Here is a 25,286-nt window from a genome sequence, read left to right as displayed (position 1 = left end):
GCCGGCCGGCGTCGACGGGAGACGAAACATGCATCTGCAAACCACACCTGAGTACGACGCGGCGCCGGTCGCCGTGGTTGGTGGCGGGCTGGCGGGCCTGATCGCCGCGGTCAAGCTGGCACGCACCGGACGGGCCGTGCGGCTGTTCGATCGGGCACGGCACTGCGGTGGCCGCGCCACGACGCGCGTTCACGATGGCTTTCATTTCAACCTCGGGCCGCATGCGCTGTATCGCGCCGGTGCTGCCGCGCAGGCGCTGGCCGAACTCGGTGTGCAGATTGCCGGCAAGGTGCCGCCTACGAGTGGCGTGGCGCTGATCGGCGATCGCCTCGAACGCTTGCCCTCCAACACGCGGGCGCTGGTGAGCACGCGCCTGCTCTCCTGGCGCGGCAAGCTCGAGCTGCTGCGCTGGTCGAGCGCGCTGCAGCGACTCGACGCGCGTGCTTACGACCGCCAAACAGTCGCCGCCTGGCTCGTGGAGCAGATCCAACAACCCGACCTGCGACGGCTGGTCGAGGCGTTCATTCGGCTGACGACCTACACGAACGACCCGTTGCACTTGAGCGCCGGCGCGGCAGTGGCGCAATTGCAGCTCGGCACGCATCCGCGGCACGGAGGCGTGCTCTATCTCGACGGCGGCTGGCAATCGATCGTCGATGCCCTGCGTCATGCCGCGACGGTGGCAGGCGTCGAGTTCCGGCCTGCGGCGCGCGTGGCGCGGATCACAACCGATGCGCGCGGTGCGACCGGCGTGGTCACGGCCGACGACCGCGTGTGGCCGGCGGCGGCCGTCTTGCTGGCGCTGCCCGCAAGCGAGGCCTGCGAGCTGTGCGCGGCGTCGCGCTTGATGTCGCCGCGGCCGCCGCGCGAGGTAGTGGCCGTGAGGGCAGCGACGCTCGACGTCGCCTTGCGGCGCGTGCCGCGTCCGAAGCAGACGTTTTGCCTGGGGATCGATCGACCGCTGTACTATTCGCTGCACTCGGCCAGCGCGCAGCTTGCCCCGGCCGGCGGGGGCCTGATCCACGTGCTGAAGTATCTCGGTCGCGAGGAGGCATCGCACGAGACGGTCCGGGCCGAGCTCGAAACGCTGCTGGACCGCCTGCAGCCCGGCTGGCGCGGCGAGCTGGTCGAAGCACGGTTCTTGCCGGCGGTCGTGCCAGCCAGCGCGCTCGACCTGGCCGATCACGGCGGCGCAGCTGGGCGACCCGGCGTGCGGCTCGCGCGGGCGCCGGGCGTCTACCTGGCGGGCGATTGGGTGGGAAGCGAAGGTATGCTGGTCGACGCCAGCGCCGCGAGCGCCGTCGCCGCGGCCGAGGCGGTCTTGGCCGACGGATTCGCTGACCGTCGGCCCCTGGATGCGCAGCATGTCGTCTGCCGCTGAGATTCCCGTCGAACGCGCGCGGTTACTGAGCCTGGCCTACCGCATGCTCGGTTCGCGCGCCGACGCCGAGGACGCCGTGCAAGAGGCCTTCGTGCGCTGGCAGTCCCAGGATCGCCGGCAGATTCAATCCCCCGGCGCCTTCCTGGCGACAGTCACCACGCGGATTTGCATCGATCGACTGCGCTCGGCGCAGGTGCAGCGCGAGACCTATCCCGGAGCCTGCTGGTTGCCCGAACCTTGGATCGACACTGCCGACTGGCCCGAACAGCGCGCCGAATTGGCCGAATCGCTGTCGCTGGCGTTCTTGCACTTGCTCGAGAGCGTGTCGCCGACCGAGCGGGCCGCCTTCTTGTTGCACGACGTGTTCGGCTACGGGTTTCGCGAGATCGCCGCAATCCTCGAGCTCGAGGAGGCCAACTGCCGGCAGCTTGCCGCGCGGGCCCGCGAGCATGTGCGCAGCCGGCGGCCCCGCTTCGAGGTCGATCCGCAGCGGCGCGACGAGTTGGCCACGGCCTTTATGACGGCCTGCCAGCGAGGCGACCTCGAGGGGCTCGTGCAGATGCTGGCCAGCGACGCGGCCGTGTATACCGACAGCGGAGGCAAAGCGGTCGCGGCGCAGGTCGTCCTGCGCGGTGCGCTGAAGATTGGTCGATTTCTGCTGGGCGTAATGAAAAAGGCCGCGCCGGGTACGGTCTACACCCCCACCACGATCAATGGGCAACCCGGCATCCTCGTGCTGAGCGGCGGCCGGGTCGACTCGGCAATGATGCTCGACATCGGCGCCCACTCGATCCAGGGCATTTACGCGGTCCGCAATCCGGACAAGCTGCAGCACGTCGCGCGCAAGGGATAAGCGTTGGCCAGCCGCGCCGCCGTGGCGAGGCGTTGAGGTTGCGGCCGCCGCACGTTCACGGATTCGCGCTCGGCGCGTTCGGTCCAAGCAAGGCCTCGGGCTGGGTGAGAAAGAAATAGTGCCCGTGGTCGGCCGTGACGATCAGGGCGGTGTCGTCCCAGCCGCCGTGCGTTTCGATCCACGAGGTGACGGCGCGGAACGCTTTGTCGCCGCTGTACACCGCGCCGATCGAATTGTCGATGTTGTCGTCGTGGTTGGCCCAATCGACGTCACCGGCCTCGACCATCAGCCAGAAGCCTTCCGCATCGGCAGCCAGCACGTCGAGCGCCGCGACGGCCATCGTGGCCAGGTCGGGGTTCTCGGTTTTGTCGGCGTCGCTGTATTGTTCCTTTTGCCGCTTGGTACCCGGCACGGGATCGTAATTGCCGTCGGCCGTACGGAACGGCAAGTGGCCGTAGCGGACGCCAAACAAGCCCAGGAGCCTGGTGCCCTCGACCAGCGATTGCCGCGCCGCGTCGGCCAGGGCCCGATTGCCCGGCACGCCCGAGGTGCGCTGGACGACCGTGTAGCGCCCGCCGTTGGCATGATCGACCGCCGCCAGGTCATCGGCCGCGAGATATTGATTGCCGGCGACGAAATTGTCGCCCTGCGCCGCGTCAACCAGCTTGATCTCGCCCCAGCCGCCGCCCAGCAGCACGTCCACTCCCGCGAGCGGCTCGTTGGGATGGCTGATTGACGGCCGACCGATCAGGTCACGGGTCAAGTCCTGGAAGTCGTCGCGATTCACGTTGATCGCATAGGTCGCGGCGGGCGTGGCATGGCTGATCGGCACGCTGGTCACGACGCCAATCGCCCAGCCGTCGCGCTGCAGCTCCCACGCCAACGGTTCAACCGGCTTGCCCGCCGCGTCGGTGTTCACGGCGTCGTTCGCCGTCTTGATGCCTGCAAACAGGCTCGTGGCCGAAGACGACGAGTCGGTGAAAGCGTGCATCCGCGCCGCGCTCTTGGAGATCGCATATTCGACGTCGCTCGGCGTCGACCAGGGAGCGTCGCCCGCGAGCATCGCGTCGTATCCGCCGCGCAGCTTGCCGCCCGGGTTGAGCAGCGTTTGCGCGTTCACGTCGGCCAGCGTCCCTTCGTTGTGAGGGCTGGTGACGAAGTAGCCGTAATCGGTCGTCACGCCGCGATAGTCCTGAAAGGCCAACCCGGTGCCGCGCCCTTCGTTGTAGGCCACGCGGCCCGAGTAGTAGATGGCCGCGTTGCGCGTCGTTTGCCAATCCATGCCGTCAAACACCATCACGATCACGCGCTTCTTGCCCGCCGCGATGGCTTGCTTCTGCAGGTGATAGACGTCGGTCTGGTCGAAGTATTCGGCCGCCGGGTTGAGCGTGCCGTCGGGCAGGTAGCCGTACAGCTTTTCGATCCGCGCCGCATCGCGATACGGGCTATGCTCGCCGCGCACCGCGTCGAGCGTGAGACCGAACGTATAGATCGGGATCAAGCGGTTGCTGTGCTGGGCCCAGGCGGTGTACTTCGCCGGATCGGCGCCCCAATGTCCCCAGGTTGCGTGTCCGGTCGACATGGCCTCGGCCTGCATTTGCTTGACGAAATCATCGGCGTGCGCCGTCGCGGCGCAAGTGGCCAGAGTTGCCAGGGCCAGGTGAAAACAGCGTCTCTTCAATCCCATCTCTCGTCCCCATCTCTCGTCTCTGTCCGCAATTCGTGAGGTGACCGCCGAGAGTGTAGCGAATTGCTCGCGGCGGTGGTGTTAGGTCCATATTAGTCGAGCCGTACGCGCCGCCCTAGCGGCCGGACTCGTGGTATGGCACTTGATCGGGTGAATCGCGGCGCGTCTCGCGTCAGCCCTTGATACCGCTGGTGGCCAGCCCCGCGATGAAGGCCCGCTGCGCGAGCAGAAACACGATTACCACCGGCAGTGTGAACATTGCGGCCGCCGCCAACAGCAGGTGAGTCTGACTCGAATAGCTGCTGGTGAACTGCTCGAGGCCATAGGCCAGGGGCAACCTGCGCGGGTCGTTCAGAAGCAGCAGCGGGCTGCTGAAGTCGTTCCACGTGGCGACGAACTGCCACAGTGCCACGGTGGCCAGCGCCGGACGCGCCAACGGCAAGACGATGCGCCAGAAGATCCCCGGTTCGCTGCAACCATCGAGCCGCGCTGCTTCGGACAGCTCCTCGGGGATCGCGCGAAAGAATTGCCGCAACAAAAAAATAAAAAACGCATCGCCGAGAAAGGTCGGCAGGATGATGGCCCACGGCGTGTCGTACAGCCCCAAGCAGCGCAGCAACACAAACCGCGGGATCATCGTCACATGCCAGGGCAGCAGCATGGTGACGACCAGCAATCCGAACAGCACGTCGCGTCCGGGAAACCGCAGGCGGGCAAATGCGTATGCCGCCGGGGCGCACGCCGCGAGGGTGCCCAACACACAGCCCACGCAGAGCACGAGCGAATTGCGCAGGTAGGTCAGATAGGGCATCGAGGTCAGTGCGTCGCGATAGTTGGCCGGCCGCCAGGGATCGGGCCACCAGGCGTAGGGCTCGGCCAGCATCTGTTCGGGCGTCTTGAACGAGGCCAACAGCAGCCACGCCAGCGGCGCTGCAAAGCACGCCGCCAAGGTGCCCAGGACCAGATGTGCGTACCACGGGGGCTTATTCATGCGCACGGCGCACCTCATCGACGCGCAACTGCGCTCTGCGCGACACCTCGGCCAGCACGCGCCGGGGATCGGCGCCGCGATACAGTGCGTCTTCCGCCGCGCGATTGACTTCCAACAGCAGCGTCGCCGCGCCGGGGATCGAAGGTGTCGGCACTTGCGCGTCGCTGGCCGCTTGTTCGATGAACGCCGCAAACAGCGGATGTTCGCTCTGATACCTGGCCAGCACCGGCTGCTTGACCACTTGCGGCGACGCCGGAATCCACCCGCCGGCCACGCACGTCTCGGCCGCGGCCGCCTCGTGCCCGCCGAAGCCCGACCAGAACTGCATAAAGGCCCACGCGCCTTGTGGATTGCGCGCGCCGCGCGGCACGACGAAAAAGTTGCCGTTGACCCAGCCGGCGCTCGTGCACCCGTCGTTGGGCGCCGGCAACGGGACCACGCCGATCCTCGGTGCAGTCTTGCCGGCGGTCTCGGCCGCACGGACCACGGCTTCGATTTCGGCCACGCGCCATTGGCCGTCCATTAACAGGCCATAACGTCCTTCGAGCAACGGAAACGACGAGCCGCTGAAGGCCTGATCGCCCTGGCGGAACGCGGCCACGCGGTCGGCGCCGTACCGGCGGCTGTACGAGGCCATCCACTCGAGGGCCCGCACGATCCGCGGGTCGTCGGCCGTCACCCGCTGCTCGACCGGATCGTAGAAGCGTCCGCCGAAGACGATTCCCCAGGCCCAGAGCCGGCGCGGATCGGGCAGAAAGCCCATCCGCGGGGGCAAGCCCGGCCGCTCGGGCGGGGCGATGCGCGCGGCCAGCGCGTCGAGCTGATCGATCGTCTGGGGGGGCTGTTCGCCGAGCTGCGTCAGCAGCTCGGCGTCGTAATACAGCGCGCGGATGTCGAGCCCGTTGCACAGTGCATAGTAGCGCCCGCGGTAAACGGCCAGTTCCCGGGCCGCGGGAAACAACCAGTCGTCGAGCTGCGCGGTGACCTGCGCTCCGGCGATTTCGTCCAAGGGCACCAAGGCGCCGCGCTCGGCCCAATCGGCGACGATCGGGTCGTCCTGGTTGAGCACGTCGGGCGGATCGCCGCCGGCGACGCTGAGAAAGAATTTCAGGTCGAGATTGTTGCCCGGCACCGCCACGGCGCGGACCAGGTAGCACGGCTGCGCGGCATTGAACCTTGCGACGATCTGCTCGACGACAGCGCGCTCCTTGCCGCCCCAGAAATGCCAGAACACGACCTCGCTGCGCCCCGGTGGCACGGCCGGACGATCTTCGAGCGCGCTCCATGCGGCCGGCACGCCGAGACCGACGGCCAACAGGGCCCAAGCGACGCCGCGCAGCAGCCGTGGGCTCATCGCGCGGCTCCCGAGTAGAAGACCCAGCGCCGCGAGCCGCGGAACAACAGCGCGGTCAGCAGCACGACCACGACGAGCACCGTCCAGGCCATCGCCGACGCGTAGCCCATGTCGAGCTCGCGAAACGCGCTTTGAAACAGGTGCAGCGACAACAGCGACAGCGATCCGGCCGGCGAACCTTGCCCTTGGCTCACCAGATAGACCTGCGTGAACGCCTGCACGGCATGGATCAGGCCCATGATCAGGTTGAAAAAGATGACCGGCGTCAGCAGCGGCAGCGTGACGTGCCGAAACCGGCGGAGCGGCCCCGCGCCGTCGAGTGCTGCGGCCTCGTGCAGCTCGGCCGGCACGTCGGCCAGCGCCGCCAGGTAGACGGCCAGGAAATTGCCCAGCCCCCAGACGCTCATCAGCACCAGGGCGTCTTTCGAACCGAAGCCCCAGGTACCGCGCAGCCAGTCGCCCGGCCAGGCGGCTGTGCGCGGGCTGGTGAACCAGCCGGCCCCGCCCAGGCCGACGCTCCCCAGCAGATGATTGACCAGACCATCACGGGGATCGAGCAGGGCCATCCACAGTAGGCTGGCCGCCACCAGCGGCACGACGCTCGGCAAATAGAACAACGCCCGGTAGACGCTGCGTCCGCGTACGTTCCAGGTGAGCAACGTCGCCAGCCCGACTCCCAAGATGATCGAAAGCGGCACGGAAAGTGCCGCAAAGTAAGCCGTGTTCCAAAGGGCCTCGCCAAACCGCCCGCCGGGGCCGAGTTCACCCCACAGCCGGCGGTAATTGTCCAGGCCCACGAACCGCGGCTGCGACAGCAGGTCGTAGCGGCACAGACTCCACCACAGCGTCGCCAGAAATGGATACGCAACCAGCGCCAGGAAACCGATGAACCAGGGCGCCAAAAACCAGGCCGCCGTGCCAAGTTCGCGTCGCGATTGCCGGGGAAATTGCGCCATAGAACGGGGTAACCGGGCGAGCCGAGCGATGACAGCCTTGGGCGGACCTGCAATCGGCCGAATCGGTACAACCGGGCGCGGTTGCAACCTTTTTGAGCCCTTTTCGCCACATCCGTGCAGTTCGCAAGCTACATGGAGACAGGCCTTAAGGAAATGGCCCGCCCGCCGGTGCGCACCCCCCGGGCGGTCACGCTGTGCCAGCGTGTCACAGCGAGGCGGGTATACCCATGGTAATTCCCAGTAGCAAGAGTTTTCCGGGGAGCAGACGGTTGGCTACACGACCGGCCATGAAACCCCTGAAGGTCAAGAATCCGCGAAGGCCGTTCACGGCGGCGCGCGACGAAAACGGCGTACCGCACATCGAGGCCCGCACCTGGACCGACGCCCTGTACGCGCTCGGCTATTTGCACGCGATCGATCGCCCGACGCAGATGCTGTTTGCCCGTGCCGTGGCGAGCGGGCGCTCGGCCGAGATGATCGCCGACAAGCCGCAGTTACTCGAAACCGATCGGTTCTTTCGCCGCGCGGGCCTCGACGTGTGGCTCGATCGCGAGATCGATCGGCTCGACGACCGCGTGTTCGTCCAGATCACAGCCTATTGCCAGGGCGTGAACGATGGCCTGAAATCGTCGCGCCGGTCGCTGCCCATGTGGGCCGTCGGTTTCGAGCGTCAGCCGTGGACCCAGCAATCGGTGCTGCTGATCTGCAACTTGCTGGCCTTCGGAGGGCTCGTCGTCGGCCAGTTGCAGAACGAGCGGCTGCTGCTGGAACTGGCACAAACGCGCATCATGCCCGAGCGTTTGCGCGAATTGTTCGCACCGCTGTTCGACGATGCCGACTTCGACCTGCTGCGGCAGGTGAAGATCAGCAACCGGTTGTCCGACGAAGCGCTCGAGCTGATTACCGACCTGCCACGCCTGGCCGGCAGCAATGCCTGGGCCGTAGCGCCGACGCGCAGTCGCACGGGCGGCGCCCTGTTGGCCTCGGACCCGCACTTGGAAGTCAATCGCCTGCCGGCCATCTGGTACGAGGCTGTGCTGCGGTTTGGCGGGCGCTATGTGCTGGGCGCGACGTTGCCGGGCAGCCCGTTGGTGGCCGTGGGCCGCACGCCCGAGCTGTCTTGGGGCGTGACCTACTTCAAGGGCGACAACTCGGACTACTTCATCGAGGATTGTCGCCCAGGCGAAACAGCCGACGCGCCCCCGCTGTACCGTCGCGGCGAGCGGTGGCTCCCCTTCGACGTCCGCAAAGAGACGATCTTCCGTAAGGGGCAGGCCCACGAAACCATGCCGGTCTTCTTCAACGACCTCGGCACGCTCGACGCCGATCCCCAGGCCGAAGGTCCAGGCCTCTACCTTTCGACGGCTTGGACCGGGCACCAGGAAGGCGTCGGCGCGGGGCTCGGCGTGTGGCTCGATCTGGTGAGCTGCCCCACGGTGCGCGACGCGATGGATCTCGTGCGCGAGTGCCCCCAACCGACGTTGTCTTGGGTGCTGGCCGATCGCGAGGGGCACATCGGGCGTCAAGCGAGCGGTTGCTTTCCGCTGCGAGCGGAAGGTCACAACGGCATGCTTCCGGTTCCGGCCTGGGATCCTTGCAATCACTGGCAAGGACTCATCCCGACGCATCTGCTGCCGGGCGAATACGACCCGCCGAGCGGGTTCGTCTCGTCGGCCAACGAGGCCTGCAATCCGCCGGACATGCAGCCGCTGGTCACGTTGCCGGTGCCCGATTATCGCAAGCGTCGGATCGACACGCGGCTCACGGAATTGACCTCGGCGACGATCGACGACATGCAGCAATTGCAATACGACGTCGTCAGCACGCAGGCCCAAGACATGGTGGCCCTGTTCCTGCCGCACCTGCCCGAGGGCGATTTGAAGAACCGCCTGGCGAACTGGGATTGCAGCTATACGCCCAACAGTTACGAGGCGACGCTGTTTTCCCGGTTCTATCGCGAGGTGCTGCTCCAAATCTTCGGCACCGATCACGACAGCGGCGGCATCGGTTGGCGGCGGATGTTGTATCTCAGCACCCGCGTCGGCTTTTCCAGCATGGTGATCACGCTGATCGACCGCTTGTTGCACCAGGAGCATTCGCACTGGTGGGAAGGGCACGACAAGGGCGAGCTGATCCGCAAGGCGGCCGAAGGTTTCTCGATCGAGCCCGAGCAGCCGTGGGCCGTGACCAACGCATTTTGTTTCACCAACCGGTTCTTCGAGACGAAGTTCGTCGGCCGGGCGCTCGGTTTTCACACGGCCGAGATGCCCATGCCTGGTTGCTTCGCGACTCCGTTCCAGGGGCATCTGCTGCGTTCCGCGACGCGCGAAACGACGTTCGCCCCCAGCTACCACTTCGTGACGGACATGAGCCGCCAGGAAGCGTGGACGAATGTCCCCGGCGGCACGAGCGAAAGCCGGTTCTCGCGCTGGTACAAGAACGATATCGCGCGCTGGGCGTCGGGCCGGTACAAGCTGCTTTCGCCCGAGTGATTTGCGAAAGGTCCTGGCGTTCCGGTCCTGGCGATTGTGCCGAGGCGCCCCGCGCAAGCGCAACCTGCGCCGCCCCACCGCTCGGCAATTCGGTCCAGAGTCGGGGCCCGTTGTGAGCTAAGGTTTTCCAGCGGCAGGACTTCAAGCGGGCAGTCCAACGCCCCTCTCCCGCCCCACTTGCGCGCACACCAACGGCATCGATGACCGACACCTTGCAATCGCTCGACGGCCTGGTGCAACGCGCCGGGACGCTCTACACCTTGCCGGCCGTGGCCGTCGAGGTGCTCGAACTGACGTGTCGCGCCGAAGTCGACACCTTGCAGCTCAAGGCGACGATCGAACGCGATCCGGCCTTGGTAAGCAAGATCCTGCGCGTCGTGAACAGTTCGCTGTTTGGCCTCAGCCAGCCGGTGCGCGATCTCGGTCAGGCGATCACCCTGTTGGGCATCAAGCCGCTCAAGCTGCTGGTGCTCGGCTTCAGTCTGCCCGACAACCTGTTCACGAACGTGGCCGGCGAGTTGCTCAGCGACTACTGGCGGCGAGCCTTGATCAAGGCCGTCGCGGCCCGCGAGTTGGGCCAGTCCGTATGGCGTGCCCACGGCGACGAGGCCTTTCTCGTCGGCCTGTTGCAAGACCTAGGGCTGCTCGTGCTGATTCAGGAAATCGGCCAGCCCTACATCGAGTTCTTGGCGACCGTGCGCCAGCGTGGCGGCAACCTGCTCCAGTTGGAGCGCGAGCTGGTGGGCTTCGATCACACGCAGCTCAGCCGACAATTGCTGGCCCATTGGAAACTGCCCGAGGTGCTGTTGCGCGGGATCGAGCTGCCCACGAGCATCGAGACCGTGCTGGCCTGGCCCGCGGCCGAGGCGGCGCTGCCGCAAATCGTCTACCTGGCCGAGCTCATGGTGCGCGTGCTGGTCGACCAGCGGCCCGGGGCCCTCGACGAGCTCTTGGACGCCGGCGCGCGATTCCGGCAAGACTTGCATTGCGGCCAACTCGAACGGGTCGCAGCCACGATTCAGGAAAAAGTCGGGCAACTGGCCGGCGTGTTCTCGCTCGAGATGCCGACAGGCGTCGACTATCGCGACGTGCTCGCCCGGGCACATACCCAGTTGGTCTCGGCGGCGACCGATGCGGCCGGCGACCTGCTCCGCGCGCGGCAAGCGGCCGATCGCGAACAAACGGCCGGGTTAAAACTGCTCGACGAAATGCAATCGTTGTCGGCGGCCGTGGCCCGGATCACGCACAAGGCGCCGCCCCGACCGCTCGCTGCGCCAGAGGCTTCTTTCGCGCCGGCGGTCGAACGCCCTGCCCTGGCGACCGTCACGAGATCGCGCCTGCCGCGTGCTGCGAACCTTTCGGGCGAGACCGCCGTGATCGGCCAGTTGACCGCGGCGGCCGCCGCCTGCCGTGCCGCGCGTTGCCCCTTGAGTTTGCTGCTGGTCGAAATCGACCAGTATGCCGCGCTGGCGTTTGCCTATGGGATCGAGCAATGCCAGGCCTGGCAGTCGATGCTTGAAGAAGTCTGTCAGGGCCTCGACGTATCGCAATGCGTAGTGCTGGCGGCGCGCGATGCTCGGCTGGCGGTCGTGTTGCCCGGCGTCGAACGGCGCGGCGCGACCGAGATCGCCGGCGCGATTGCCCGCACGGTGCGCAATTTCGCCCAGCTCGATGCGGGCAAGCCGGCCGTGACGGTCAGCATCGGGGCCGCAGCGGTTTCGATTATCTCCAAGAATTTCCGGCCGGCCGATCTATGGGAAAAGGCCGACCGCTGCCTGTACGGCGCGCAGGCCGCCGGCGGCGACAGCGCCAAGAGCATCGAAATCTACTGATCGCCTTGCCCGGCAAGACCTTTGCGCGGCCGCAGCGTAAGGCCGCGATCCTCGCCGCTAGCCCGTGCGTACAATGGTGTGGTAGGTTAGGCCTCCCCGCAGGCCCGGATGTTCGCCGGATCGGTCGTTGATGAGCATTCCTCCGCACATTGCCAGCTCGAGCCAGTCGGCCGCGCCGACCGATCGCGTGCACCCGTCGCCGTTGCATCCGGCCAGCGGTGTGCATGGCCCAGGGCCTGTTCGCAATCCCTACGAGGGCCTGTCCCTCGAAGAGGTGCTCGGCGAGCGCCGGCAGCCGCCGCGCCGCTGGGGGCTGGCCTTGGCCTTGTTCCTGGCCACCTGCTACACGACCTGGGCCGTGGGCGGCCAGGTGTACATGTTCGGCGTGATGGGCATCCTGCTGACGCACGAGCTGGGCCACTTTTTACAGGCCGTGCGCTACGGTGTACCGGCCAGCCCGCCGTTCTTCATCCCGTTTCCGTCGTTGATCGGCACGATGGGCGCGGTGATCGTGCAATACGACCACCAGGGTAACCGCAAACAACTGTTCGATATCGGGCTCAGCGGTCCGATTGCCGGGTTGATCGTCGCGATCCCGATTGCCGCCTGGGGCATCATGATTGCCCGGCCAGTCGAGGCAGGGCATGCCGCCCTGGCCACGCTTCATTTTGGCGATCCGCTCTTGATCACCTGGCTCACTGCCTGGCTCCGTCCCGAATTGCCCTACGGTCAGGAGCTGTGGATGAATCCGCAATTGCAGGCCGGATGGTTCGGCCTCGTGCTGACGGGTCTGAACATGATGCCGCTCGGCCAGCTGGACGGCGGTCACGTGAGTTATGCCCTGTTTAGCCGCCGCGCGCACCTTCTGGCCCGGGGCGTGCTGATGGCGGCGATCGTCGCGATGGTGGTGTCGAACAACTATTCGTATTCGTTGATGGTGATGCTCGTGCTGTTGATGGGCGTCGACCATCCGCCCACGGCCAACGACGAGCTGCCGCTCGGCTGGACGCGCACCGTGATCGGACTGGCAAGCTTCCTGATCCCGGTTCTCTGCTTTACGCCGGTGCTGATCAGCGAGGCGTAGCCCTTCGATCGATCGATCGGGCGCGTGCGACCTCTTTATCCGCGGCGCCCATAGCGCAGCAGCAGTCCCGCGAGGATCAAGGCCCCGCCGGCCAGGGTCCACCAGGCGGGCACCTCGCCCCAAGCCAGCCACACCCAGACCGGCAACAGCACCGGCTCGCACAGCGCGATCAGCGTCGCCTCTTGGCTGGGCAGGTGTTGCAGTCCGCGGGCAAAGAGCACGTACGGCACGCCCATCTGTAACACGCCGAACGCCGCCAGCACGCCCAGTTGAGCCGGTGATGGCCAAGGGCCGTCGCGCAACACGAACGGCGCCAGCGCCAGCGCCGCGGCCAGATGATTGAGCGCCACGAGCCACACGGGGTGCTCGCCGCGCAAGGCCCGCAGCGAGAGCACGACCACGGCATACGCCACCCCCGCGCCCAAGGCGAACCAGAGCCCCTGCCGGCTCGCGCCGGAGGTGCCTGATTGCAGCTCGCAGGCCAGGATCAGGCCGATTCCCGCGGCGCCGAAAGCGAGCGGCAGGAGATTGCGCCGATCAAACGGCTCGCGCCACACCCACGGTCCCAGCACGAGCACCCAAAATGGTGCGGTGCACTGCAGCCAGATGGCGTTGGCCGCCGTCGTCCGGGCCATGGCCGAAAGGTACAGCACGTTCATGGCCGTGAAGGCCGCGATCATCACCGGCAGCAGCACATGCCAGCGCACGCGCCGCGCGGCGGGAAGCAGCACCCCGGCCGCAAACGCCGCGCGCCAGAAGGCCAGGTACAGTCCGCGCGTCGCCGGGTCCCAATCGTCGAAGATCCGGGCCTTGGCGAACAGTCCGCTCGTGCTCCAGAGCAGCGCAGCCGCGACAACGCACGCCCGCGCGGCCCAGAGGTCGCCGCGATGTCCGGTCGCGGCGGCGTCGTGCGCCGCACTAGGGGCCGGCGAACCGTCGCTCAAGCCAACAGTCCCGGCACGAGGTTGCCGTGAATGTCGGTGAGACGATAGTCGCGCCCCTGAAAACGGTAGGTCAGCCGCTTGTGGTCGATGCCCATCAGGTGCAGGATCGTCGTGTTCAGGTCGTGGACGTGCACGCCGTCGCTGACGATGTTGTAGCAGTAATCGTCGGTCTCGCCGTAGCTGATGCCCGGCTTGATGCCGCCGCCGGCGAGCCACATCGAGAAGCACCGCCCGTGGTGGTCACGGCCGTGGTTGTCGGCCGTGAGCGAGCCTTGGCTGTAGACGGTCCGTCCAAACTCGCCGCCCCAGACGACGAGCGTCTCGTCGAGCAGGCCGCGCTGTGCCAGATCGGCCACGAGCGCGGCGCTGGGCCGGTCGACATCGCTTGCCTGCCCGCGAATCTGCGTGGGCAGGTTGCTGTGTTGGTCCCAACCGCGGTGCATGAGCTGCACGAATCGCACGCCGCGTTCGACCATGCGCCGCGCGAGCAGGCAGTTGCGGGCAAAGCCCCCGTCGACGCCGCTGTCGTTGATGCCGTAGGCCTCGAGCACGTGGGCCGGCTCGGTCGACAGGTCGGTCAACTCCGGCACGCTCGTCTGCATCCGATAGGCCATCTCGTATTGCGCGATCCGGGTATTGATTTCCGGGTCGCCGAACGCGTCGTGCGCCATGCGGTTCAACTCGCCGACGCCATCGAGCATCCGCCGGCGGTCTTCGGCCGCGATGCCCGGCGGGTTCGAAAGATAGAGCACCGGGTCCCGGCCCGAACGGAGCCGCACGCCTTGATGCTGCGACGGCAAAAAGCCGCTGCCCCACAAGCGCGAGAAGATCGGCTGATCGGTCTTATTGCCGCTGCCTTGCGAAATCATCACGACGAAGGCCGGCAAATCGGCGTTTTCGCTGCCGATGCCGTAGCTGAGCCATGCCCCGAGGCTCGGCCGGCCCGGCTGTTGGCTACCGGTCTGCAAGAAGGTCGTGGCCGGGTCGTGGTTGATGGCCTCGGTATTGAGCGATTTGACGATCGCCATGCGGTCGGCGACGTCACCGGTGTGCGGCAGCAGCTCGCTGAGCCAGGCGCCGCATTCGCCGTGCTGCGCGAACTTGAACATCGGCGCGACGCAGGGAAACGATTTCTGGCCCGAGGTCATGCCGGTGATCCGCTGCCCCATGCGGATGCTGGCCGGCAATTCTTCGCCGTGGTGCTGGCGCAACTGCGGCTTGTAGTCCAAGAGATCGATGTGCGACGGCCCGCCCGACATGAACAGGTAGATGACGCTCTTGGCCCGCGGCGGATGATGCAATTTCGGCAAGCTGCCGTGGGTGCCTGGCGTGTCTTCGCTCGTGGCGGCCAGAGCGCGGGCATCGAGCAGCCCGGCCAGGGCCGCGGCGCCCATGCCGCCCACCAGGCCGGCGGCGGTGCGGCCAAACAGTGCTCGGCGCGTGAGCAATTGGGCGTATTCGTGCGGCAGGTTCATCGTCAGGTCCTTCGCTCGCGGCTGCGATGTGCGGCTCGATCAACCGCGGGTCACTGTTTCGTCCAGGTTCAAAATCATGCTGCACACCACGCTCCAGGCGGCCAGCTCGACCGGGTCGACCGGCGCGGCCGCCGATTCGCCGACGTGCAACAATTCCTCGGCGGCTTCGGGCCGGGAGCGATAGGCGACCAACTGCTCGTCGAGCACGCGCCGGAGCACGGCCAGTTCGCGCTCGTCGGGCCGCCGCGCCGTGGCCAGGCGAAACGCCAGCGCGAGCCGATCGTCGACGCCCGGCCCGGCTTCGGTCAGCAATCGCTCGGCCAGCTTGCGCGACGCCTCGACGTAGGTCGGATCGTTCATCAGGATCAGTGCCTGCAGCGGCGTATTCGTTCGTGCGCGGCGCACTGTGCACGTCTCGCGGTCCGGTGCGTCGAACGTCGCCAAAGTGGGCGGCGGGCTGGTCCGCTTCCAGAACGTGTACATCGTGCGCCGGTACAAGTCGCTGCCGTGGCTCTGCGTGTATTCTTGCGCGGTCCAATTCTTGCCGTCCTCGCGCGAGGCCAACTCTTCCCACAGGCCGGCCGGCTGATAGGGCGAAACGCTCGCCCCGCCGATCCGCGGATCGAGCAGCCCGCTGGCCGCCAGGGCCTGGTCGCGAATGAACTCGGCCGGCAGCCGCAGCCGCGAGGCCCGGGCCAGCAGCCGGTTCTCGGGATCGGTCCGATGCGCGTCGGGCGCGACGCGCGACGATTGGCGATACGTGGCGCTCTGCACGATCAGTCGCTGCATGTGCTTCACGTCCCAGCCGCTGCGGATGAACTCCGTGGCCAGCCAATCGAGCAGCTCAGGATGGCTGGGCAGTTCGCCCTGCGAGCCGAAATCTTCGGATGTCTTGACCAGGCCCGTGCCGAAATACATCTGCCAGTAGCGGTTCACAATGACCCGCGCGACCAACGGGTGCGACGGATCGACCAGCCATTGGGCCAGTCCCAAGCGATTCGCCGGCGCGCCGGCCGGCAGCGGCGGCAGCGCGGCGGGCACTCCCGGCGAGACCTTCTCGCCCGGCTTGTCGTATTGACCCCGCATCAAGATAAACGTGTCGCGCGGCTGATCATCGTTCATCACCATCGCCGTGCGCACCCGCTTCTCGGTCTGCTTACGCAGCTCGCGCAGTTCGTTGCGCCGGGCGTCGAGGGCCTGACCCTCGGGCGAGACGTGCTGGCGATACCAGCGCCGCAGTTGGGCCGCCTGCTCGGGCGTGCGCTGATCGATCGGCTTGGCGAGCGTCGCCACGACCGCGTCGGGCGGGCGCTGGCTCGCGCGCGGCTGCACGGCCGAGGTCATTGCCAGCCGCAGCCGTCCGATCGCATGCTGGCCAAACACCGAGGCGAACCGCAGTCGAATGCGCAGCTCGGTGTCCGCGCCGGGCACCAAGGGCGCCGTCGGGTAGAAGTAAGCCGTGCGGTTTTCGTGCTTCGTCCCGCCGTCGACGGCCCAGCCCGTCTCGAGTTTGCCGTCGATCGCCAATGCGATGTCGTAGTCCTGCTGCGAGTAGTCGGCCTCGGCCGCCGCCAGCGCCACGGCTTGGGGCGCCGCATCTGCTGCGCCGGCCGGTGCCGTCTCGAGCTGGAATTCGCTGAGCACGAAGTTGGCGTTGGCCGAACGGCCCGGACCACCATCGACCAGGCTGGGATCGGTCAGCGCCTCGAGCCGGATGGCCGTGAGCGGTTGCTGCGGGGCAGGCACGACTAACTCATAGACTTCCGTGGCCGGGTTTTCGCCGGTGGCCAACAGCGATTGATCGTCTTGCAACGCCAGGTTTGCCCCGCTTTCGGCTCGGGCCCTCGTGGGCGTGAGCACCTGCCATGCGACAGCGCCGGCCGCGAAGGCGGTTTCCCAAGCGGCTTGGGCCGCATCGACTTCGGCCCAGGCATCGTCGAACTGCCGGTCGATTGCCGCAAGTTCCTGGTCAATCCGTTCGAGTTCGTCGTGTTGCTCGGGCGTGGGCACCCGCACCAGCGGCTGGGCATTGCCAAAATTGCCGTCGAGCCCCTTTTCTTTGACCTGGTGGAAAAACGCGTAGAGCTGATAGAACTCGCGCTGCGAGATGGGATCGTACTTGTGGTCGTGGCACTGCCCGCAGCCGACCGACAAGCCCAGCCACACGGCCCCCGTCGTGTTGACGCGATCGACGATATAGGCGTTGTGATACTCGTCGGGAATCGCGCCCCCTTCGAAGTTGATCATGTGGTTGCGGTTGAACCCGCTGGCGACTTGCTGTTCAAGCGTGGCGTTAGGCACCAGGTCGCCGGCCAACTGGTCGATCGTGAAGCGATCGAACGGCAGGTTGGTGTTGAAGGCCTCGATCACCCATTCGCGCCATCGGGTCATGTCGCGGCCCGAGTCGATGTGGTAGCCGTGCGTATCGGCGAACCGCGCGGCATCGAGCCATTCGAGCGCCATGCGTTCGCCGTAGTGCGGCGACTCGAGCAGCCGCGCGACGAGCTGTTCGTAGGCGTCGGGCCGCTCGTCGGCGACGAACCGGTCGACTTCCTCGGGAGTGGGCGGCAAGCCGGTCAGGTCGAGCGTGAGCCGGCGCACGAGCGTCGCGCGATCGGCCTCGGCCGCAGGCGCCAGGGCCCCGGCTTCGAGCCGGGCCAGGACGAAGCGATCGATTTCGTTGCGCGGCCACGAGGCGTTTTGCACGGCCGGCGGCTCGGGACGTTGGGGCGCGACGAAGGCCCAGTGCTCGCGGTATTCGGCGCCTTGGGCAATCCATTCCCGCAACAGCCGCTTCTGCTCGGCGGAGAGCGTCTTGCCGGTCGCCGGCGGCGGCATGCGCAGTTCGTCGTCGGCCGATTCGATCCGCGCGACCAGCTCGCTTTCGTCGGGCTTGCCCGGCACGATCGGCGCGCTGCCCGACTCGCCCGGGGCCAGCGCCGCGTCGCGCCGGTCGAGCCGCAACCCGGCCTTGCGCTCGGCTTCATCGGGGCCGTGGCAGAAGAAGCAGTTGTTCGACAGGATGGCCCGGATCTGCCGGGTGTAATCGACCGCAGCCGACGGCTCGGCCGCCGCCAAGGGCGCGACCCCCAGCGCGACGACCCATCCCCAAACCAGCGTCAACACGCGTCGTTGCATGGTACGTCTCTCGAGGCCCGCGGGCAGGATGAGCAGGCCAATTTCGGCAGGAACTCGACCACGTTCAGAGTAGCCGGAATTGGCCCGCCGAACAAACACGCCGGGGCCGCGGCTTGCGTGGCCGCGCTTCCGGTGCCTAGATTGGTCAACCTGCTGGGGGACAATCGTTTAAGTCGCGCTGAAACCGGAGGAGCACGCGTGGAATCACCGTCGCGGACCGATCGTCGCACGTTGCTGCAAGCCTTGACCACCGGCGCCGGCATGGGCCTGGGCGCCGTGCTGGCCGGTTGCAGCGGCTCGAGCCCTCAAACCAGCGCCGACAGCGCGCCGGCCGCGGGCGGGCGCCGGCTGCGGGCCGCGTTTAGCAACGCCGGGCTGCAGAGCACCTGGTGCAAGCTGGGACGCGACACGGCCGAGCTGTGGGGTCAGCTCTTGGGCGTCGATGTCGAGTGGTTCGACGGTGAATTCGATTCGCAAAAGCAGCGCGAAAAGATCGACCTGATCGTCGATCAAGATTGGGACTTCTGCGCCTTTCAGGCCGTGCAGATCGATTCGCTCGCCGACCCCGTGCGCAAACTCAAAAAGCGCAACATCCCGGTGATCTCGATGGACACGATGCTCGTCGACCGCGCAGCGATGCGTGAGACGGGCGTCTGGCTGCAGGTGATGCCCGACCAGGTGTTCATGGGCGAAAGCAGCACGCGCTATTTGATGGAGAAGATCGGCGGCCGCGGCCGGGTGATCCATATCGGCGGCAAGGACGCCCACAGCGGGGCTCGCGGGCGCAACCAGGGTTTCCTGAACGTCGTGGCCAAGTATCCCGAGGTCGAAGTCATGGGCGGGGGCGTGCGTTGGTGCGATTGGGAAAAACAAAAGGCGCGCAACGCGTTCGAGGCCCTGTTGAACCAATCGAACGAGCCGATTGCGGGGGCGTTCTTCCACAGCGACGACATGGCCCTGGCCTGTGTCGGCGCGGTCCAGGGAACCCCGCACGAACACATGGTCATCACGGCCGTCGACGGTCAGAAAGAAGGTCTCCAGGCTGTGCGCGACGGCATATTGGCCGCCACGACGGTCAATCCCGTCTGCTTGATTCATATGACGGCCCTCGTGGCCGGGCAGTTCATCGTCCGCAACGCCGAGGCGGCCGACACGGTGCCGCTGGAGATCATCACGCCGGGCCCCTTGGTCTCGCGTGAAAGCGGCAATCTCGAGGCCATGTTCTTCCTCGCCGACCCGCGCCACTGTCTCGTCTAGCCCGTCGCCAAGCACCAGGCCTGCCGCAGCCGTACGCATGTCGCCCGTCACTGCACCAGCTCCGTTGTTAGCGTGCCGCGGTATCGGCAAGCGTTTCGGGGGCGAAACGGCGCTCGCCGGCGTCGATCTCGATTTGCATGCCGGCGAGGTCCACGGTCTGGTCGGCAGCAACGGCGCCGGCAAGAGCACGCTGATGAAGATCCTGGCCGGTGCCCTGCCTGACCACGAAGGCACGATCGAGCTGTCCGGGGCGCCCCTGCGGTTGACCGGCCCCCAGGACGCGCTGGCCCACGGCATCGCGATGGTCTACCAGGAGCTGTCCGGCATCGGTCAGCTCTCCGTGGCCGAGAATCTCTTCCTGGGCCGGCAGCCCACGGCCTTCGGCGGGCGCATCGATTGGCGCGGCATGCGCCGCCGGGCTCGGGAGTATCTGGCCGAACTCGAGATTCAGATCGACGTCGACCAGCGGCTCGATCGTTGCCCGTTGGTCGTGCGGCAAATGGTCGAGATTGCCCGGGGTCTGCACAGCGGCGCGCGGGTCCTCATCCTCGACGAACCGACGAGCGCCCTGAGCCCGCCCGAGACGCGGCGGCTGTTCGACCTGGTGGGCCGGCTGCGCCAGCGGGGCGTTGCCATGGTGTTCATCAGCCACTTTATCGAAGACGTGCTGGAGATCTGCGACCGGGTCACCATCTTGCGCGACGGCCGCCGCATCGAGACGACGCCCGCTGCGCAGTTGGACAAGCACTATGTGATCCACACCATGCTCGGCCACCGGCTCGATACGGCCGAGGTAGGCTACGAGACCGCCACGCGGCTGCCACCGCGCACCCCGGCGCCACCGGCGCTGGCGGCGCGCGCGGTGGCGCGGCAGGGAAGCTTTGCCCCGGTGTCGCTCGAAGTCGCGCCGGGCGAGTGCTTAGGCTTGTACGGCTTTGTCGGCGCCGGTCACCAGGAGCTGGCCCAAACCTTGGCCGGCGGACTCGAGCCCGACGCCGGAACCATCGAGGTCGACGGCCGGCCGCTGGCCCCGGGGCGACCCGATCGAGCGATTGCCCGGGGCGTCGTCCTGGTCGGCGCCGATCGATCGAAGACGTTGTTTCATCGTGCCGAGATCTACAAGAACGTGACGCTCGCGCATTTGCGCGCGGCCGTGGGCAATTGGCTGTGGCGGCGGCGCGAAGAGCAAGTCACCGCGCCGCTCTTGGCGCGCGTCGGTTGCCGGCCGGCGCTGCCGCGCTTGGCCGTCGGCAACCTGTCGGGCGGCAATCAACAAAAGGTCGTGCTGGCCAAATGGCTGCTGGGTCCGGTGCGCGTGCTGGTGCTCGACGAGCCCACCCGCGGCATGGACGTCGGCGCCAAGGACGAGATTATGCGCCTGGTCGGTCAGCTCAAGGCCTCGGGCACCGGCGTGGTGCTGGCCTCGATCGAGCCCGAGCTGCTGTTGGCCCAGGCCGATCGGATTTGCGTTTTTCGGCGGGGGCAATTGACCCACGAGTTTGTCGACGCGACGGTCGACAAGGCCACGCTGATGCGCCACGCTTGAGCACCCATGACGATGGAATCCCTCCCCACTGAGCCTGGTGAAGCACAGCCGCGAGCCGCGGCGCGCTGGTGGCGGTGGTCGCCGCGCGACATTGCGCCGCTGGCCAGCCTGGCTGTGCTGATGGTGTTTTTCCTGCTGGCGACCGACAACTTCCTGAGTCAGGCGACGCTGGTGCAGGTGCTGCGCCAGGGGGCCGTGCTGGGGATCGTCGCCGTGGGGCTGACCTATGTCTTGCTCTGCGGCGAGATCGACCTGTCGGTCGGCATGGTCGCGCTCTGGGCCGCGAGCTTTTGCGGTTGGCTGTTTGCCCGCTGGATCACCGGACCCGGGCACGCTGAAACCGCATCGGGCGTGGCACGCGTGCTCCTGCTGCCGTTGGTTTCGTGCCTGGCGTTCGGATTGGCGACCGGCCTGCTCACCGTTTGGGCCCGGCTGCCGAGCTTCATCATCTCGCTGGCCATGATGAACGTGGCGGCCGGCATGTCGCGCTGGCTGACCGAAAGCGAGACATTTCGTGTGCCCACGGTCCTGGGACAACTGGGCAACGAAGGGATTCCGTTGTCGGACGTTCGCGAGCTGCCGTACAGCGCGTTGCTCGCCGTCGGCGTGTTCGTGGTGGGCCACGTCGTGCTCCAGCACACGCGCTTCGGTCGCTACGTGTACATGACCGGCGGCAATCGCGAGGCCGCACGACTGGCCGGCGTGCAGACCAGCACAATCGTCGTCGCCTGCCTGGCGATCAGCTCGGTCACGGCGGGGCTCGGCGGGCTGTTGAATGCCGGCCGGTTGGGCAGCGTCAGCCAGGACCAGAATGCCGACCTGCTGCTCGACGCCGTGGCCTGCGTTGTACTCGGCGGCACGAGCCTCTTTGGCGGCGAAGGCAGCATGCTCAAAACGGCGATCGGCGTGATCACTTTTTCGGTCCTCGAAGTTGGCCTCAACCAGGTGCAGTGGATCGAGGATCTGGCTCGCCCGATGCTCCTGGGCACGGTGTTGCTCGTGGCACTGGTCGTCAACGGGCTGTTGGCCAAACGGGAATAGCCGCGTGGCCGACGTCTCCACCCCACGCCCCTGGACGCAACTGCGCGACGACGCATTGGCCATCTGGCAAGCCGGTCTTGCGGCGGTTCGTTCCGAGCGCCTGATGCGCGACGCCGTGGCGCTCGACGGTTCGCTGTTGACCGTGGGCGACGACGTGATCGACTTGACGCGCATCGAGCGCATCGCAGTGGTCGGCGCGGGCAAGGCGGGCGCCGGCATGGCAGCCGAACTCGAAGCGATCCTCGGACCGGAACTCCTGGCGGCCAAACGGGTCCAAGGCTGGATCAACGTGCCGGCCGATTGCGTGCGGCCGCTCGCGGCGATTCATTTGCATGCGGCCCGTCCGGCCGGGGTGAACGAACCGACCGCCGAGGGCGTATCCGGCGCCGAGCGGATTCTCGAGCTGGTTGCCGGCCTCGGGCCGCACGACCTGTGCCTGTGCCTGATCTCCGGTGGCGCGTCGGCGCTGTTGCCCGCCCCGGCATCCGGCATCACGCTGGCCGACAAGCTGGCGCTCACGCGACATCTCAGCGGCGCCGGTGCGAACATCGCCGAGCTGAACATCGTTCGCAAGCAACTCAGCCGTATCAAAGGGGGCCGGCTGGCGGCCGCCTGCCGGGCCGGGCAATGCGTGAATCTGGTGATTTCGGACGTCTTGGGCGACCCGCTCGACTTGATCGGCTCGGGACCGACGGTGCCCGACCGTTCGACGCCGGCCGACGCCCTGGCGATTCTGGAACATTATCGAGCCCACGAAGCTGGGATCGGCGCCCCGGTCTTTGAGCTGCTGCGTTCGGCGCAAGGGCGACCTGCGCCGCGCGTCACGGCGCGGGTGGCCAACCACCTGATCGGCAACAATGCCCGGGCTGTCGACGCGGCCGGTGTCGAAGCGGTCCGTCGCGGCTATGCCTATCTGCTCGAGGCCGCAACCACGCTCGAGGGCGAGGCCGACGACATCGGGCGCGCGCTGGCGCGGCGGGCCTTAGTGATGCGCGCGGGCCCCGGGCCCGACTGTCTCATCAGCGGCGGCGAGCCGGTCGTCAAGCTGGCCCCAGTCTCCGAGCGCGGCCGCGGCGGCCGCAATCAGCAACTGGTGCTGGCCGCGCTCGTCGATCTGCTCGCAGCTTCGCCCGGTGCCAGGCACGCCATCGAAGGCATCGCACTCCTCTCCGGCGGCACCGACGGCGAAGATGGCCCGACCGACGCCGCCGGGGCATGGCTCGACGAGTCGTTGCCCGACGCGATCCGAAACCGCGGGCTCGACCCGCGCGAACACTTGCGGCGCAACGATGCGTACCCGTTCTTCGACCAGACGGGCCATCTGCTCAAGACCGGGCCCACGCACACGAACGTGTGCGATTTGCGCGTCGTATTGGTCGACCGCCGGGCCAATTAGCCTCTGAGCAATGAACGCTGCATTGCGCGGCGCGCTGATCGAAACGATTAACCCCCAGCAATTCGCCGGGGGTTAATGACGGGAGCGACAAGCTCGATCCAGCGATTGCCGGGCCGTTCAGTCCCACCACCACTGGCCGTCGGCCAGTTCGAGTTTGACTTGTTCGTAGGCCTGGCCCACGGCGCCGTCTTCATCGTCGATGACGTGCTGAGGGGTCAGAGCCTGCTCGGCCTCGATGTGCACGCCGCCGCCGACGGGCGTCAGCAAGCGGTTACCGCGCCAGACGCTCGTGCAGACCGTTTCGACCTGCACGGGCGTCGTATAGGTCTCGACGGCGAATCTCTGCTCGTCGCCGAACACCGGCAGCGACCAACGGGCTTTGCCGTAGTAGTCTTCGGCCTGAATGAATGCCGCCGCCACGGCCAGGTCGATCAGGTTGCGCAACTGGGCATACACGGGGCTCTTGGCCGCCAACTGGCTGTACTTCTTCGTGAAGCCCGTAACGAACATCTCGCTGGCCCGGTCGGCCGAGTTCGACGAGGAGCGGGCGCCATCGGCCCCGACGACCTCGTTCTCGCCCACGAGCTTCACGCCGTCGCCGACCAGTTGCATGGCCAGGCCGTCGCCGGCGCTCTTGACGCATTGATAATCCGGCACGAAGTACCAGCGCTGGATCGCATTCCGGGCCGAGGCATTGGCCTTGTCGACATAGCTGGCCAGCTTGATCGGCGGCTTTTCCAAACCGATGCCGATCAGTTTCATCCGGTAGTCCGCTTCGACCATCACCTGAGCGAAGTGGGTCGCAGGCGGCACGCCGATCACGCTCACCTGTTGCAGGCCCAGGCTTGTCCGCAGGCCATCGACAATCATCTGCGTGTCGTTGGGCGTCGCGTGGCTGCCGACCTCGGCGAGAAACTGCTGCATCCGCTGCAACCCTTCGCGCGTCGGATCGATCGAGCAGCCGATCACGGTGTTCGATTTCTTGTTCGGTGGATACATCCGCAAGGCTACGATCAGGTCCTGCAGCTCGACCGTCGGCCGGCCCGACTCGATGCCGCAGACGCGCCCCGCCGGATCGGCGGACCAGGCCTCGGCCGGCCCGGCCAGCACGATGTCGCGCGTCGCCGGATAGTAGAAGACGAACTCGACCCGCGTCAGGCCCGCCAGGTTGAGCATCTCGGAAGTCGGCCGCAGCCCTTCGTCCAGGCGCTTGGCCAGCGCCGCTTCGAGCCGCGTGAGCGAGACCATCCGCCGCGGGCTCGATTTGGCCACGTCGGCCGCGAGCGTGGCCCGCGCTGCCGCCGTGCGTTCGCGCATCAGCACCCCGCTGGGGTCATCGATGTATTGCGTCCGCAACAAGCCTTGCGCGTCGACGACGACACCGGCAAAGCTGCCGGCGGTCTGGCCGTAGCCGCGTGACGGGCCGAGGATCGCCACGGCGGCTACGACCAGACCGACCAGAGAGAAGTTCGACCAAGTGGGGCGACGCATACGGCCACGCTCTCCTGTTCCGACCGGTGTCCGGTCGCTCCCAAGGGCCGGACGTCGCCGCGCACGCGCGTGGCAAACCTCCGAACAATTGGGAGCGCTCTTGGGCAGTTCATGCGAGCTGCCCGAAAGAAGTGCGGGCAGCCGGGCCGTAAAGGCTTACGTTTGATGGTAATTGGGCAACCTGGGCAAGGCAAGAAACCCGTACCGCCCAGGTGCATCATTTCCGCGGCAAACGGCTCGGTTTCTGAGTCACCGCTGCGTCGCAGGAGTGCGATTATGCCGGTTTTGAGGCCGCACGCGCAAGTGGTTCGGCGGCAAGTGAATACCGAGTGCTCCGTCGGCGGATCTCGACCTGCACTTCGAACGAC

The 25,286-nt window shown here is 67.1% G+C and carries 17 protein-coding genes; 9 read left to right on the top strand and 8 right to left on the bottom strand.

Annotation, left to right across the window (positions count from 1 at the left end):
- The first annotated feature begins 28 nt into the window (after positions 1–28).
- Together K1X74_07910 and K1X74_07905 are read left to right on the top strand one after the other, a co-directional pair.
- Complete coding sequence (locus K1X74_07910) at positions 29–1,381, top strand: FAD-dependent oxidoreductase (protein MBX7166260.1); 1,353 nt, start codon at positions 29–31, stop codon at positions 1,379–1,381.
- A complete protein-coding gene (locus K1X74_07905; protein ID MBX7166259.1) occupies positions 1,365–2,234 on the top strand; it encodes an RNA polymerase sigma-70 factor in 870 nt (289 codons plus the stop codon). Before K1X74_07910 ends, K1X74_07905 begins: the two co-directional genes overlap by 17 nt.
- Before the next feature lie 55 nt (positions 2,235–2,289).
- On the opposite strand, the gene K1X74_07900 is transcribed toward K1X74_07905, so the two are convergent.
- From K1X74_07900 to K1X74_07885, 4 genes are all read right to left on the bottom strand, one after another.
- Positions 2,290–3,921, bottom strand: a complete 1,632-nt coding sequence (locus tag K1X74_07900; GenBank protein MBX7166258.1) for an alkaline phosphatase — start codon at positions 3,919–3,921, stop codon at positions 2,290–2,292.
- A gap of 172 nt (positions 3,922–4,093) precedes the next feature.
- Positions 4,094–4,912 carry a carbohydrate ABC transporter permease gene (locus K1X74_07895; protein MBX7166257.1) on the bottom strand — a complete coding sequence of 273 codons (819 nt, stop codon included), beginning with the start codon at positions 4,910–4,912 and terminating at the stop codon, positions 4,094–4,096.
- A complete protein-coding gene (locus tag K1X74_07890) occupies positions 4,905–6,266 on the bottom strand; it encodes an extracellular solute-binding protein (protein MBX7166256.1) in 1,362 nt (453 codons plus the stop codon). The genes K1X74_07895 and K1X74_07890 overlap by 8 nt, the downstream gene beginning before the upstream one ends.
- A complete protein-coding gene (locus K1X74_07885; protein ID MBX7166255.1) occupies positions 6,263–7,222 on the bottom strand; it encodes a sugar ABC transporter permease in 960 nt (319 codons plus the stop codon). The genes K1X74_07890 and K1X74_07885 overlap by 4 nt, the downstream gene beginning before the upstream one ends.
- Positions 7,223–7,509: 287 nt before the next feature.
- On the opposite strand from K1X74_07885, the gene K1X74_07880 reads away from it, so the two are divergent.
- The 3 genes from K1X74_07880 to K1X74_07870 all read left to right on the top strand — a co-directional run bounded on the left by K1X74_07880 (position 7,510) and on the right by K1X74_07870 (position 12,630).
- Positions 7,510–9,714 carry a penicillin acylase family protein gene (locus K1X74_07880; protein ID MBX7166254.1) on the top strand — a complete coding sequence of 735 codons (2,205 nt, stop codon included), beginning with the start codon at positions 7,510–7,512 and terminating at the stop codon, positions 9,712–9,714.
- Between the two features lie 200 nt (positions 9,715–9,914).
- Complete coding sequence (locus K1X74_07875) at positions 9,915–11,546, top strand: HDOD domain-containing protein (protein ID MBX7166253.1); 1,632 nt, start codon at positions 9,915–9,917, stop codon at positions 11,544–11,546.
- A 130-nt stretch (positions 11,547–11,676) separates the two neighbouring features.
- Positions 11,677–12,630, top strand: a complete 954-nt coding sequence (locus K1X74_07870; GenBank protein MBX7166252.1) for a site-2 protease family protein — start codon at positions 11,677–11,679, stop codon at positions 12,628–12,630.
- Between the two features lie 35 nt (positions 12,631–12,665).
- Here the strand turns inward: K1X74_07870 and K1X74_07865 are convergent, their stop codons facing one another.
- From K1X74_07865 to K1X74_07855, 3 genes are read right to left on the bottom strand one after another with little or no spacing between them, the layout of a single operon-like run.
- Positions 12,666–13,574: a DMT family transporter gene (locus K1X74_07865; protein ID MBX7166251.1), complete on the bottom strand. Its 909-nt coding sequence runs from the start codon at positions 13,572–13,574 to the stop codon at positions 12,666–12,668.
- Positions 13,571–15,049 (bottom strand): DUF1501 domain-containing protein, encoded by a 1,479-nt coding sequence (locus K1X74_07860; GenBank protein MBX7166250.1) that lies wholly within the window; start codon positions 15,047–15,049, stop codon positions 13,571–13,573. Before K1X74_07860 ends, K1X74_07865 begins: the two co-directional genes overlap by 4 nt.
- Before the next feature lie 39 nt (positions 15,050–15,088).
- The gene (locus tag K1X74_07855) at positions 15,089–18,187 is read right to left on the bottom strand and encodes a PSD1 and planctomycete cytochrome C domain-containing protein (GenBank protein MBX7166249.1); all 3,099 of its coding nucleotides are present in this window, start codon (positions 18,185–18,187) and stop codon (positions 15,089–15,091) included.
- Between the two features lie 198 nt (positions 18,188–18,385).
- On the opposite strand from K1X74_07855, the gene K1X74_07850 reads away from it, so the two are divergent.
- The 4 genes from K1X74_07850 to K1X74_07835 all read left to right on the top strand — a co-directional run bounded on the left by K1X74_07850 (position 18,386) and on the right by K1X74_07835 (position 23,427).
- Entirely contained in the window at positions 18,386–19,444 is a 1,059-nt protein-coding gene (locus K1X74_07850; GenBank protein MBX7166248.1) for a sugar ABC transporter substrate-binding protein, read from the top strand.
- A 37-nt stretch (positions 19,445–19,481) separates the two neighbouring features.
- A complete protein-coding gene (locus K1X74_07845) occupies positions 19,482–20,990 on the top strand; it encodes a sugar ABC transporter ATP-binding protein (GenBank protein ID MBX7166247.1) in 1,509 nt (502 codons plus the stop codon).
- A 12-nt stretch (positions 20,991–21,002) separates the two neighbouring features.
- Entirely contained in the window at positions 21,003–22,031 is a 1,029-nt protein-coding gene (locus K1X74_07840; protein ID MBX7166246.1) for an ABC transporter permease, read from the top strand.
- 61 nt (positions 22,032–22,092) lie between these two features.
- Positions 22,093–23,427 (top strand): DUF4147 domain-containing protein, encoded by a 1,335-nt coding sequence (locus K1X74_07835; protein MBX7166245.1) that lies wholly within the window; start codon positions 22,093–22,095, stop codon positions 23,425–23,427.
- Between the two features lie 117 nt (positions 23,428–23,544).
- Here the strand turns inward: K1X74_07835 and K1X74_07830 are convergent, their stop codons facing one another.
- Entirely contained in the window at positions 23,545–24,918 is a 1,374-nt protein-coding gene (locus K1X74_07830; GenBank protein ID MBX7166244.1) for a DUF1598 domain-containing protein, read from the bottom strand.
- Between the last annotated feature and the right edge of the window lie 368 nt (positions 24,919–25,286).

It is taken from the genome of Pirellulales bacterium, from assembly GCA_019694435.1.
Taxonomy (GTDB): Bacteria; Planctomycetota; Planctomycetia; order Pirellulales; family JAEUIK01; genus JAIBBZ01.
The sequence above is the reverse complement of the archived record's forward strand: the minus strand, read 5'-3'. Positions and strand labels throughout refer to the sequence as shown.